This is a genomic window from Allobosea sp. BE125 (assembly GCF_031456075.1).
Classification (GTDB): Bacteria; Pseudomonadota; Alphaproteobacteria; order Rhizobiales; family Beijerinckiaceae; genus Allobosea.
On the sequence record NZ_JAVDTY010000006.1, the window covers coordinates 218,861 to 232,208 of the forward strand.

The following is a 13,348-nucleotide window of genomic DNA, read 5'->3' on the forward strand; positions in this document are numbered from 1 at the left end:
GCTGTGGTGTCTGCGTGGCAACCGTGAATGGTCGCGGTCAGAGGCGAGTTCTAGACTGGTCAGTCGCGTTTCCACCCAGGCGCTTGGTCCCGGAGGGTCGTGATGCCATTCCGAGCCGAAAGGCGAGGGACACACCCCACGCTTTCGTCAATTCTGGCGCGAGCCTCCCCGGCTCAGCAGCCAGATCAGATAGGGGCCGCCGATCAGCGAGGCGAAGAGCCCGACCGGCACCTGGTAGGGAAACGCGACGATACGCGACAGCCAGTCGGCGGCGATCATGATCGCCAAGCCGCAGAGCGCGGCTGCGGCGAGCTGATGGCGGCCGCGTGCGAAACCGAGCAGCCGCGCCAGATGCGGCGCAACGAGCCCGATCAGGCTGAGTGGTCCGACGAGCAGAGAGGCGATGGCCGTCAGCAGGGCCGCGACCACCGCAAGCAGCGCTGGCGCGCCGCGGCGCGCCAGGCCGAGGCCGGCGCTTGCCGCCGGGCCGAGCGGCAGGATGTCGAGCCAGCGCGACACCAGGAAGAGCGGCGCAATCAGGACGATGCTGGCTGCGATACCGGTCCAGGCCTCGAGCGCGCCAGTGCGGTTGGTCGAGCCCGACAGCCAGAGCAGCAGCGTGTAGGAGCGCAGATCGCCCTGCGCCAGCGCGGTCGAGATGATGGCCATGCTCAGCGCGCCCATGGCGATGCCGGCGAGCAAGAGCCGCGTCGAGCCGAAGCCGGCGCGGGCTGCGAGCGCCACCATCACCGCGATGACGCAGAGCGAGCCGCCCGCCGCGCCGAGCATCATGACGAGCGGTGTCATCGCCGGGGAGAGGTAGAGCGCGGCGGTGAGTCCGACGCCGCCGCCGGCGCTGACCCCGAGGACCTCGGGCCCCGCCAGCGGATTTCCGGTCAGGCGCTGCATCAGCACGCCGGCGGCGCCGAGCATGGCGCCGGCTGTGCCGGCGGCGACGATGCGGGGGCCGCGAAACGGCAGGAGATCCAGGAAGAGCGCGCCGCTTGCCAGGCTCCAGCCCTGCGGCCCGCGCCCGATCACGAGCGCGATAAGCAGGAGGGCCGCAGCCAGCGCCGCCAGAATGATGGCGCCGCGCCAGGGCCGAGCGAGGGCGCGCATCGGGGACGGCGGCAGCCCGGTGCGCGCCGAGGCGAGCATGGGCAGGCGCGGCAGCAGCCAGAGGAGCAGGGGGCCGCCCAGCAGAGCGGTTGCGGCGCCGGTCGGTGCGAGATCGGCGAAGCCGCTGCCGAGAAGCTGGACCAGGCCGTCGGTCAAGGCGAGCAGCACCGCACCGATCGGCGGGGTGGCGAGCAGGATCTGCCGCGCCGAGCGCGCGCCGCTCAGGCGCGCGAGCGCCGGCGCCGCAAGCCCGACGAAGCCGATGACGCCAAGCTCGGCCGTCACGCTGGCGGCAAGCCACACGGCAACGGCGAGGACGAGAAACCGCGCGCTGTGCAGGGCCAGGCCAAGGCTGCGGGCGCCGGTATCGTCGAGACCGAGCAAGGCGAGCGGCCGCAGCAGCAGCACCGCCGCCAGGCCGCCGAGCAGGATGCGCGGCGCCAGTGTCAGGGCCGCATCCCAGCTCTGCTGGTTGAGCGAGCCCGCTCCCCAGATGAACAGCGAGAGGACATATTCGCCCTTGGCCAGGATGAGCGTCGCGCTCAGCGCCGCCGCGACGAGCGAGATCACCATGCCGGAGAGGACGACGGTGACGGGATCGAGCCCGCGCCGCCAGCTCAGCCCCAGGATGAGCGCAACGGCGGCAAGCCCGCCCGCGAAGGCGACGGCTTCGCGCGAGATCGCCAGCAGCGAGGGCGCGAAGACGGTGGCGAGCGTCAGCGCCAGCTGTGCGCCCGAGGCGATGCCGAGCGTCGAGGGATCGGCGATCGGGTTGCGCAGCACGCGCTGCAGCAGCGCGCCGGACAGGCCGAGCGCCGCCCCGGCGAGCAGGGCCGTGACGAAGCGCGGCAAGGTGCTGCGCCAGAGCAGGATGGCGTCCAAGATCTGCGCCGTGGCGGGATCGCCCGGCACAAGCGGGCGCGTCGCGATGACGGCAGCGAGCAGCCCGAGACTCACTAAGGCGAGGCCACTCCAGGCGAGCACTCCGCGTGAGGGCGTCGAGACGGCCAGGCTCATCGTCGCGCCGCCGCGTTCAGGGCTTGCGCGAGCTGTCGCGCGAAGCGGCGCGCCGCCGGCAGCGCGCCATAGGGATTGATCGAAGGCAAGATCAGGAGCCGGCCGGCGCGGATATTCGGCAAGGCGTTCCAGAAGGCGCTGCGCGCGAGCACCGGCATCGCTTCGGGCGGGACCGGCGGGATGAGTGCGATCCAGGCCTCGGGAACGCGCGCCAGCGCTTCCAGCCCGACCGGCGCCATGGCCGAATAGCTCGTCGCCTGCGTCCAGGCATTGGCGATGCCGAGGCGGGCCAGCGCCTCGCCGAACATGCTGTCGGCGCCGAAGACGCGGAAATGGCGGGCATCGCCGAGATTGATCGGGATGACGGGCCGCCCATCCCCCGGTAAGCCAGCGCGCAGCGCCGCGAATTCGGCCTGCGTCTCCGCAAGATAGCGCTCGGCCCGCTCGGAGACCCCGAGGCGCTCGCCGATGCGGCGTGTCATCGCCTCGCAGGCGGCGAAGGGCTCGCCGCCGCGCGTATAGATCGAGAAGCTCTCGACGGGCGCGATGCTGCGAAGCTGGGGCTCCGAGGCGGCATAGAAGCTCGAACTATAGATCAGCTCGGGCTCGACCAGCCGCAGCATCTCGAAATTGACCGTGCCGCGCAGGCCGAGATCGGCCGTCGCTGCCGGGACGGCGGGCTCGACCGCGATCTCGGCGAACTGCCTGAGTTCTGTGGCCGCAACCGGCGCGACACCGAGCGCCAGCAGCGTCTCCAGCACCGACCAATCGACCGTCGCGATGCGGCGGGGCAGGGCGGCGCGCCCCGCGCCAGGCAGGGCCAGCGTCAGGGCAAGGCCACCGGCAAGCGCCTGGCGGCGGGACGGTTGCGACCCTGTCACAGCACATAGCCGATCAGCTCGTCGCGGCTGGGGTGAGGCATCACGCCCATCGGCACGCCATAGATCGCGCCGAGAACATCGGGCTGCATGATCGCGGCGACCGGGCCATGCGCGACGAGGCGGCCGTCGCGCAGCGCCAGGATGTCGTCGCAGCTGCGCGCGGCGAGGTTGATGTCGTGCAGCACCACGATGACGGTGGCGCCGCGCTCGCGGCTGATCTCGCGCACGAGCTTGAGCATCTGCGCCTCATGCGCGATGTCGAGTGCCGAGGTCGGCTCGTCCAGGAGGATGCAGTCGCCGGCCTGCGCGAACATCAGAGCGAGCCAGGCCCGCTGCCGTTCGCCGCCCGAGAGCGTGTCGACCATGCGCTGGGCCATGCCGAGGAGGTCGGTGCGGGCGAGCGCCTGCTCGACATGTTGGGCATCCTCCGCCGTGAAGCGGCCGAGCGTGCCATGCCAGGGAAAGCGACCGAGCGCGACGAGCTCGCGCACGCTCATGCCGTCGGCGGCCGGGGTGAATTGCGGCATATAGGCGACGCGGCGGGCGAAGGCACGGTCGCGCCAGTGCTCGAGCGGAAGGCCTGCAAACCGCGCGCTGCCCGCGCTCGGCGCGAGCTGGCGCGCTAGGAGCTTGACCAGCGTGCTCTTGCCCGAGCCGTTTGGCCCGATCAGGCCGTGGATCCGGCCGGGCTCGAGCGCGAGCGAAAGCGGCTTCAGGATATCGCGGCCGGGGACCGCGCGGCCAGGGACCGTGAAGCTGATGTCGGCGAGATCGAAGCGTGGCGCGGTCACATCTGCTCTTGCTGTGCTGCGGAAACGGGACGCGACTGCTGTGCCCCACCCCAGTCGATCCTCCTGTCTACCACTTGTAATTGGCGGAGACAGTGACCGTGCGGGCGTCGCCATAGGCGCAGCTGGAATAGCCCTGGCAGCTCTTCACATACACCTTGTCGAAGAGATTGGTGACGTTCAACGCCAGCCCCCAATCGCCGATCTTGTAGCGCAGCGCAGCGTCGACCAGCGTCGCGCCCGGCACCTTCAAGGTGTTCTCGTTGTCGGCCCAGGAGCTGCCGACATAGCGCACACCGGCGCCCAGGCTCACGCCCTTCAGCATGCCCTCGTTGAAGCTGTAATCGACCCAGCCGGAGGCCGTGACCTCGGGCACGATCTGCGGCGTCTTGCCGACATAGGCCGGGCGGGTGTCCTTGGTGGTTTCGAGATCGAAGGCGGTGAAGGCGGCGATGAGCTTGAGGTTCTCGGTCAGGTTCGCCTTGGCCTCGAGCTCGACGCCGGTCGAGGTCACCTCGCCGAGTTGCTGCTGGGCGAAGGCGTTGTAGGAGGTCGGCGCCGGGGTCAGCACGTTCTGCTTGACGAGATGGAACACGGAAGCCGTGATCAGCGCATCCATGAAGGCCGGCTTGTACTTCACGCCCGCCTCGAGCTGATAACCCTTCTCCGGCTGGAAGGGCACGAACACGCCCGGCACATTGGTTCCGTTGGCGTCGAATACGGGATTGAAGAAGGTCGCGGCGCTGACATAGGGCGTCAGCCCATTGGCGAATTCATAGGCCAGGCCGGCGCGGCCGCTCCAGGCGGCTTCCGTCTTCTCGAAGCTCGGGGAGAAGGCGAGCGAGGCTGGGCTGACGGATTTCTTGTCGACATAGTCGTAGCGGCCGTTCAGCGTCAGGAGCCAGCCGCCGCCGAAGCGGATCTGGTCCTGCAGGTAGAAGCCGAGCTGGTGCTGCTTCAGGTTCTGGTCGAGATAGGTGAAGGTCGACCCTTGAGGCGCGCCATAGACCGGGTTGGTGACGCTGATCGTCGTCGCTCCGCCCGAGGCCTGGACATGGTCGATGTTGAAGTATTTGTAGTCGACCCCGAGCATCAGCGCATGGTCGAGGAAGCCCGTCGCGAATTTGCGCTCCAGCCGGTTGTCGATGGTGAAGGTCTCGACGCGCGTGCGTTCCTGGAAACCGATGCGATAGAGCTGATAGTCGGGCCCGACCGGCAGGTAGCGGTTTCCGAAGGGCGAATCGGCGGCGGAATAACCGTAGCCATAAGGGCCGATCTGCGAGCCCGTCATATGGCCGTAGCGCGCGTTCTGGCTGAAGCTCCAGCCATTGTCGAACTGGTGCTGGAACTCGTAGCCGACGAGCGCCTGGGTGCGATCCTGATTGTCGATCGAGGGTTCGCCCAGAAAGGCCTTGCGCGCGATCTTGCCGAAGGGGGCGTCGACCACCGTGCCGACATAGGGCAGGAAGCCGCCGCCAGCTCGAACCTGGTCGAGCGCCTCATACATTGCATAGGCGGTGAAACGGGTCGCGCCTGACGGCTGATAGGTGATCTGCGGCAGGATGACCCCGCGGAAATCCTTGGAAACGTCGGTATATTGGTCGCCGCCGGCGAGCCGGCCGGTCAGGCGCGTGCTCCAGATGCCCTGCTTGTCGGTCAGCCCCATGTCGATCGCGACATAGGCATTGCCGGAATTGTTGATGCCGACCTCGGCGAAGCCGAAATTCTTGAAGTTCGGGCGCTTGCCGACCAGGCTGACGATGCCGCCGGGATTGGCGCCGCCATAGAGCACCGAGGCCGGCCCCTTCAGCACCTCGACGCGCTCGAGCAGGAAGGGGTCGATCTGGAAGCCGCCGAAGCCATAGGCGTAGAGCGGCATGCCGTCGAGGAAGACGCCGGTCTGCGTCGCCTGGAAACCGCGGATGAAGAACCAGTCCGTATCCGGATCCGGCCCGAAGGGCTGCGCCGTGACGCCCGAGGTGTAGCGCAGCGCCTCATCGACCTTCAGGGCCTTGCGATCGTCGATCTCCTCGCGGCCGACGACCGAGACGCTCTGCGGGATCGCGGCGATCGGCGTGTCGCTTTTCGAACCCGTCGCCGAGCGCGTGGCGACATAGCCATTGACCGGCGCGGCCGGGCCGCCCTGTCCCTCGACGACGACCGTGTCGAGCTGGACCGTGGCCTCGGGCTGCTGCGCCAGCGCTGCTCCGGGAAGATGAAACGCGGCCAGCGACACTGTCGACGCAAGGATAAGGCGAGTAATGATCTGTCTGCCGCAGCGCATATCCGGTTCCGAGCTGATATTAGCCCGCCATCTCAGAATTATTCAAATTTAGAATCATTCAAAAGCGGGTCAATCCTGATAGAGTTGCGAATATCAGCGATATTGGTATTTTGATTGATCGTTCATGCTTTGCATTGAACGTTCTTGCTCATGGAATTATCATGGCTGGTACCTGCCAACAATGCGCGTTGACGCGAAGCTGAGAGTCCGTTTGAGAATTCCCTCAGCCCTCATCCCGAGGAGCCATTCCCTTGGGAATGGCGTCTCGAAGGATACTCCAGGAGGCTCCCGAACCATCTGGAGCATCCTTCGAGACGGCCCTTTCGGGCCTCCTCAGGAAGAGGGCTCACATTCTCAAACGGTGTCTGAGGCCTCATGACCTTCCAGCCCTCGATGACCTCGACCCATGAGGGCGTGACGGTTCTGGAGCCACTGCGCTGGCGCCGCTGGAACGGCGTGGTGGTGGATCTCTGGCATGCCGCCTGCGAATTCCAGGCGCGCGGTCACTATGTCTCGGCGCATCCGCGCCTGTTCATCGTGCTGGAGGCGGAGGGCGGGTCGTTCGAGACCCGATTGAAGCCGCATGGCGACGATCTGCGCGGGTTTGGCGGCCGGGGCTCGATCAATTTCGTACCCGCTCATCTGCCGCTCTGGGGACGGGTGGAGGCGCCGATGCGTCTGCGCCACCTCGATCTGCATTTCGATCCCGAGGCTCTGTGTGAACAGATTTGCGAGCGGCTTTCGGCGCGCCAGATGGCCAAGCCGCGGCTGATGTTCGATGATCCGCATCTCTTCGCGCTGGCCGGGCTGATCGCGCGCGAGGTGGCCGAACCCGATGCGCGACACGACCTCTATGGCGACAGCCTGATCCTGGCCCTGCTGATCGATCTGTTCGGCGTCGAGCGGCGCGAGCCGAGCCGCGGCAGCACCTTGTCCGCCTGGCAATTGCGGCGCGTGACCGACTACATCACCGAGCATTGCAATGGTTCAATCAGGCTGCAGGATCTGGCAAAGCTGGTCGGGCTGTCGCAATCCTATTTCAGCCATGCCTTCAAGGCCTCGACCGGGGTGCCGCCGCACCAATGGCAGATTCAGGAGCGCGTCCGCAAAGGGCAGGAGATGCTGCTCGCCGGACAACGCTCCCTGACCGAGATCGCGATCGAGGCGGGTTTCTCCGATCAGGCGCATTTCACGCGCGCCTTCCGCCGCGTGACCGGCGAGACGCCGGCCGTCTGGCGCCGGGCCATGCGCGGTTCCGCCGCCGCCGGTTGAATCCAAGGCCGCTTGAATCCAAGGCTGCGGCCGGTGCCGAAGCGGCGCAACGCCTCCACCTGATAGGCTGCTGCATTCAACCGCCTCCAGGGCGCTTCCTTCTCACGCCAAGCCTGCTTTACCCGGCCAGAGGCCATCGCTACGAATTGCGCGGGCGCTCCACTCGGTCAGGTCATCATTTCATGCAGCTCATCATCTCATGATTGCGCATGTGCTCAGAATTCTGATGGCCTTTGCCTTGAGCGGCCTGTTCTCATCAGCTCAAGCGGCAAGCCGGCCGCTATGGCTGCGCGAGCCCGCGATTTCGCCCGACGGAACCCGATTGGCTTTTCGGTATCAAGGCCAGATCTGGACCGTGTCGACTTCGGGAGGGGACGCACAGCCGCTGACGCCGGCCGGTTCTCATGCGGCCACGCCGATCTGGTCGCCTGACGGCAACAGCATCGCTTTTGCCGCCGATCGTTTCGGCGCGATGAACATCTTTGCGGTGCCCGCCAATGGCGGGGAAGCGAGGAGGCTGACCTGGTATTCCCTCGATGAAAGGCCGTCGAGCTTCACGCCGGACGGCAAGGCCGTGATGTTTTCGGCGCGACGCCTTGGCGATGCCGTCGAGACATTCGCCATTCCCAACCGCTTCGAGCAGGGCAGCCAGCTTTATCAGGTCCCGATCTCCGGCGGGCGCGACACGCTCGTTCTGCCGAACGCCGCTTTCGATGCGCGCTGGGACGCAGACGGCAAGCGCCTGCTCTATACCGCGCCGAGCATCGAGCAGTCCTTCCGCAAGGGACAGACATCGAGCGCGGCCCGTCAGGTCTGGCTCTATGAGGCCGGCAGCGGCCGGCATGAGCGTTTGACCGACGACACGCATGAGAGCCGCGATGCCGTGTGGTCGCCCGATGGCGCCGTCTACTATCTTGGCGAGGCATCGGGCTCGCTGAACATCTGGCGCCTGTCCTTGAAGGACCGCAAGCCCGAGCAGGTCACGCATCTCACCGGCGATCCCGTCCGGTCGCTGTCGATGTCGCGCTCCGGCACATTGGCCTTCTCGCGGAGCGGCGAACTTTATCTGCTCCGGCCTGGTGCGAAAGACCCCGAGCGGGTCGCGGTCAATGTCGCGCAATCGGCCCTTAGTGGCGAAAGCCCAAGCCAGACCTCCAGCTTCAACGACATCGTTCCGTCGCCGACCGGCAAGGAGATCGCGCTGGTGACACGTGGCGATATCTTCGTCGCCTCGCTCAACGGCCGCTATGTCAAGCGGATCACCAGGACGCCGGGAGAAGAGCGCAATCCGAGCTTTTCGCCCGATGGCCGCAAACTCGTCTACGCCGCGGAACGCGACGGGCGCTGGGGCCTCTATGAGGCTGGGATCGTCGACCCCGACGAGAAGAGCTTCTTCGAAGCGACGCGCATTGACGAAAAGCTGCTCCAGGCCGGCAAGGAGGACGCGATGACGCCGGTCTACGCGCCGGACGGCAAGCATGTCGCCTATATCGCCAACCGCGACTCCGTGCGGGTTGTGGATGTCGCGACCAAGGCCGATATCGAGATTCTGCCCAAGGGGATGAACTATTTCTACGGGGATTGGTCGTGGTGGCTGTCCTGGTCGCCGGATTCGAAATGGCTCGCTTTTCCCATCCAGCCCAGCCAGCAGATCGACAACGTCGCCGTCGCGCCGGCCGATGGCCACGCGCCTGCGATGCGGGTTGCTCCCTCGGGAGAAGACCAGTCCCCGGCGCAATGGAGCCAGGATGGCAGCTTCCTGCTCTGGGCCTCCGACGCGGAAGGCCTGCGTTACATCAATGGCCGCACCTGGAGTGCCGACATCGAGGGAGTCTATGTTTCGCGCAAGGCTCGCGACGCCTTCGAGCAGAAGCTGCGCGTGCCCGTGATCGGCGACGCGCCTTCCGGATCGGACGAAGAGGAACGACGCCCCGGCACGCCGGACGAGAAAGAGGCGAATACCCCGCCAAAGGACGGCGCCAGGCCAAGGACCTCCAAGCCGCGCGAGGCGTTCACCTTCGAACCGGCAGGCATTGAGGACAGGACGATCAGGCTGACCCAACAGCCGGCGAACCTGGTCTATTTCGGCTTCCTGGCCGATGGCGTCAGCGTTTTGTCCGTAGAACGGTATCCAACCCCGCAAGGCGATGGCTTTACCGTCACCGGCGTCGTGCGCGACCTCCGCCGGGAGCGGCGCAGGACCCTGTTCTCCGGCTTGAGCTATGTCCGCTCCGGCCCCGTTCGGATGAGCAAGGATCAGAAGAAGCTCTATTTCCTCTCCCAGGACGGCGTCACCGAGGTCGATACGGGCAAAGGCAGCTCGCGCGTCATCAAGATCACCGCCGACACGACGCGCGACGCCGCGGAAACCCGACAGGCGGCGTTCGACCAGTTCTGGATGCTGACGAAGAAGAAATTCTACGACCCCAATTTCAACGGCGTCGACTGGGAGGCGGTTCGGGTCAAATACAGCAAGCTCCTGCCGTCCATCGTCGATACCAGGGATCTGGCCGAGCTCCTGTCAGAGATGGCCGGCGAGCTGAACGCCTCTCACACCGGCGGCAGGCTGCGCAGCAGCGTTCCCCCGGCCGAACAGACGGCGTCGCTGGGACTCTATTATGACGAGCGCTATTCCGGCCCGGGGATGAAGGTCACGGAGGTCCTGGCGAACGGCCCCTTCGATAGTGCCGATTCCGCCCTCAGGCCAGGCGACGTCATTCTGGAGATCGATGGCGAGCCGGTGCCGAATGAAGGCGGTATCCGACGCTCCCTGCGGGGCCGCGCCAAGCAGCTCCTGGCGATCACCGCGGAACATCCCGGCGGCCAGCGCTTCACCGAAAAGCATGTCCCCGTCAGCCTTGGCAAGGAACAGGAGCTTGCGGCCGCCCGCTGGCTCAAGCGCAAGCGCGACTATGTCGTCGCCAAATCCTGCGGGCATCTGGGCTATGTCTATGTGGCTGATATGGACGAGAAATCCTATCGCTGGGTGTTCTCGGAGATTTTCGGGCGCTTCCAGCAGGCCGATGCCCTGATCGTCGACGTTCGCTACAATGGCGGCGGCAATCTCCATAACCAGTTGCTGACGCTGCTCTCGGGCCGGAGCTATATGACCTATGTTCCGCCGCGCGGCGGCCCGACGCAGCAGGAGCCGCGCGACCGTTGGTCCAAACCCTCCGCCGTCATCATGAATGCGGTGAGCTATTCCGACGCCTCGGTCTTCCCGCAAGCCTATCGTGACCTGAAGCTCGGGCCGCTCGTCGGAGATTCCGTCGCCGGGACCGGCACATTCGTCTGGTGGGCCGAATCCAACCTCATCCCGGGGCTCGTCTACGGCCTCCCGCAGCTTCCGATCCGCAAGCTCAACGGCAAGCTCATCGAGAACGAGGATATCACGCCCGATATCCCGGTTCTGTCGAACCCCACGGCCTGGTCCAAAGGCCAGGACCCCCAGCTCGACGCAGCGATGCGCGCGGTCTTGCCGGCCAATTCGACAGGCTGTCCAAGCCCCTAGAGGCTGTTGTGATCATCAGATTTTCCCGCGATCCCGCGGGCTGTGAGACAGAGCTGCTGAAGGGCTTCGATGTCGCGGCGCTGGCCGAACTGGTCTGACGCGACGCGATACGCCGCTTCTGAACGTTTTCGAGCGAAACGAACTCCGGTTCGCGGGAAGAAAACGCTCCAAAGGCAAATAAAGCTCGAAGTCGCAGGGGTAGACTTGCTCTACCCCTGCGATTCAGTTCGGGTAACGAGGGACAATTCGCTTCCTTCGTTGTCGAGAGATCGGCGTCGCGGCGATCGACTACTGGGCGCCCAATGTCGATTTTAGGAAAGCCTGGACCGCTGACGTGACGGCCTGCGTGGCCTCTGGATCGAATCCGACGGTCGGGCCTATGCTCACGCATTCATCATTGTAGCTGAACGGCTTCTGGGTAGCGTCATTCACGAGAACCGCATTTGCGTCTTCGCGAATTTTGCAGGCGCGAACGGATTGGTCGGCTTTGGTGGGCGCAGGCGGATTGGCGCCATACGGATTGTCGAAGCCGTGCGGCGCATTGGGATACTCAGTCAGCTGGATATCGGCGCCAGCCTGCTTGAGCCGCTCGACATAGGCTTTACAGGGGGCAACCGGATTATAGTTGTCCGGCGTGCCATGAAAAATACGGATCGGGCGCGCGGAAACCTTGCCGTCGTCGCGATACGTCGTGCCACAATCGGGGTAAAACACGACATAGGACGCGAAATTGACGCCGCTTTTGTTCCATAGCTTCTGAAAGCGATCGACGCTCGAATAGAGCGCGGCCTGTCCGCCGCGGGAAAAACCCATCATCACGATCCGCTCGGGGTCGATGCGAGGATGTTTGGCCATGATATCGAGCGACCTGTAGATATCGAGGACGAAGTTCAGGCGCCCGAGCGCGGCCTGCTTGTCCCCGACGCCGGAAAAGCCCCGGCCGGTCACGCCGTCGATGACAAAGGTCGCGATTCCGGCGCCATTGAGGACGCGTTTCCAATATTGAATATTGCCTCCGATCCCGCCTGAGCCGTGCATCAAGACGGCGACCGGGAGGCGGCCGGTCCCCGGCGCCAGGCTCAATTCGCCGGTGACGACGGCTGGCTTGGCGTTAGCGTCACCGGACAGGAACTGGCTGTCGGACAAGGTGAGCGTCGGGATCGCGTAAATTTCTGCCCGCGCCGGCAGATCCTTCGGGACTGAGCCTTGCGCCAGAGCGGCGCCGCCGAGCCCGCACAGAGACATCGCTATGCCAGCAAAAAATGACCGATAGCTCATTTAATCCTCCCTGAGTCATTGTTGACGGTCGGCTGTTTCGCCTGTCGCCCCTGCTCTTTAGTCAGGGCAAATTGAACCAGTTGGTACATTTGTCAATTCGTCGCTTGCGTGGAAAGTTTTGGCTAGCCAGTGACGGTCCACACGAGTTGCTGGACGCCTTTGAGCGCGCAAAGGCTCGCCCGGGATGGCCGCTAAGGATGGCCGGCCAAGATGGCCGCCAAGGTATCCGCGGGTAACTCGGCGTGGCTGGCGTGATGGTGCCATGGAACGACCCGGTCGTGCTCGCGCGAATGCGCTCGGGAGCATGGCGCGAAAAAGTGGGTACCGGTTCTTCGCATGAGCGATGCTCTCAACTTTGAGCATCGATCATCTAGGTGCGGTCGTGGTGCATAACGCTTGCAAGGTATTTCGCCGGCGGCTTGCCGAGTGCCTTCTTGAACATCGTGATGAAGGCCGCGACGGATTCGTAGCCGAGCTCGGCCGAAACCTGCTGGACTGTCGCGCCATTGGACAATTCCCTGATGGCGACGATCAGGTGCAGCTGTTGCCGCCAGCGCCCGAAACTCAACCCTGTTTCCTTGATCACCAGGCGGCTCAGGCTGCTCTCGCTGAGCGCGACGCGACTGGCCCAGGCGCTTAAGCCGGTCCGGTCGGCAGGGTTGGTGGCCAAGGCATCGGCAATCCGGCGGAGGCGCGGTTCCGATGAGATCGGCAGATAGAGCTGCTGGACAGGCATGCGCGGCAATTCGGCGAGCAGCAGCCTGGCCAGAAGCGCGTCAGCGTCATCCGTGCCCGGACGTTCGGAAAGCGCGACGATCAGCTCGCGCAACAAGGGCGAGATCGAAACGGTGCAACATCGCACTGGGAGATCGGCCGCACCAGGTTCGATGTAAACGAAGAACAGCTTCGCATTGGCGGTCGCGATATTGCTGTGTTGCATGCCGCCTGGAATCCAGACCGCGCAATGCGTCGGCACCATCCATAAGCCGCTGGGAACGCGACAGGTTACGCCCCCAGTCAGCGCGAAAACGAGCTGGCCCTTGCGGTGCTGGTGAGCGGCGACCTCCGCTCCCGTTTCGAGGACGTCGACGCGCACCGCAATCGCCGGAGCGACGGTTCCGTCCACATCGAAATCCGGCCATGGATAGTGAAGCGGCTGCCGCATGGATTGACCGATTTTGAAAATAGATTGGCAGAA

At 65.3% G+C, this 13,348-nt stretch carries 8 protein-coding genes; 2 read left to right on the forward strand and 6 right to left on the reverse strand.

The genetic code is table 11. The features are described from left to right. Nucleotides 1-147: 147 nt before the first annotated feature. The 4 genes from fhuB to J2Y55_RS15750 form a co-directional block, all read right to left on the reverse strand. Nucleotides 148-2,136 carry a Fe(3+)-hydroxamate ABC transporter permease FhuB gene (gene fhuB / locus J2Y55_RS15735; protein WP_310154952.1) on the reverse strand — a complete coding sequence of 663 codons (1,989 nt, stop codon included), beginning with the start codon at nucleotides 2,134-2,136 and terminating at the stop codon, nucleotides 148-150. After that, nucleotides 2,133-3,017 (reverse strand): ABC transporter substrate-binding protein, encoded by an 885-nt coding sequence (locus tag J2Y55_RS15740; RefSeq protein WP_310154954.1) that lies wholly within the window; start codon nucleotides 3,015-3,017, stop codon nucleotides 2,133-2,135. The genes fhuB and J2Y55_RS15740 overlap by 4 nt, the downstream gene beginning before the upstream one ends. Beyond that, complete coding sequence (locus tag J2Y55_RS15745; protein ID WP_310154957.1) at nucleotides 3,014-3,808, reverse strand: ATP-binding cassette domain-containing protein; 795 nt, start codon at nucleotides 3,806-3,808, stop codon at nucleotides 3,014-3,016. Before J2Y55_RS15745 ends, J2Y55_RS15740 begins: the two co-directional genes overlap by 4 nt. Nucleotides 3,809-3,875: 67 nt before the next feature. Then, nucleotides 3,876-6,089 (reverse strand): TonB-dependent siderophore receptor, encoded by a 2,214-nt coding sequence (locus J2Y55_RS15750; RefSeq protein ID WP_310154960.1) that lies wholly within the window; start codon nucleotides 6,087-6,089, stop codon nucleotides 3,876-3,878. A 375-nt stretch (nucleotides 6,090-6,464) separates the two neighbouring features. Between J2Y55_RS15750 and J2Y55_RS15755 the strand changes: the two genes are divergently transcribed. Next, on the forward strand, nucleotides 6,465-7,361 hold the full coding sequence (locus tag J2Y55_RS15755) for a helix-turn-helix domain-containing protein (protein WP_310154963.1): 897 nt from the start codon (nucleotides 6,465-6,467) through the stop codon (nucleotides 7,359-7,361). A 199-nt stretch (nucleotides 7,362-7,560) separates the two neighbouring features. After that, a complete protein-coding gene (locus tag J2Y55_RS15760) occupies nucleotides 7,561-10,872 on the forward strand; it encodes a S41 family peptidase (RefSeq protein WP_465247520.1) in 3,312 nt (1,103 codons plus the stop codon). Nucleotides 10,873-11,160: 288 nt separating this feature from the next. On the opposite strand, the gene J2Y55_RS15765 is transcribed toward J2Y55_RS15760, so the two are convergent. Then, nucleotides 11,161-12,150: a dienelactone hydrolase family protein gene (locus J2Y55_RS15765; RefSeq protein WP_310154968.1), complete on the reverse strand. Its 990-nt coding sequence runs from the start codon at nucleotides 12,148-12,150 to the stop codon at nucleotides 11,161-11,163. Between the two features lie 370 nt (nucleotides 12,151-12,520). Beyond that, complete coding sequence (locus J2Y55_RS15770) at nucleotides 12,521-13,315, reverse strand: AraC family transcriptional regulator (RefSeq protein WP_310154971.1); 795 nt, start codon at nucleotides 13,313-13,315, stop codon at nucleotides 12,521-12,523. Between the last annotated feature and the right edge of the window lie 33 nt (nucleotides 13,316-13,348).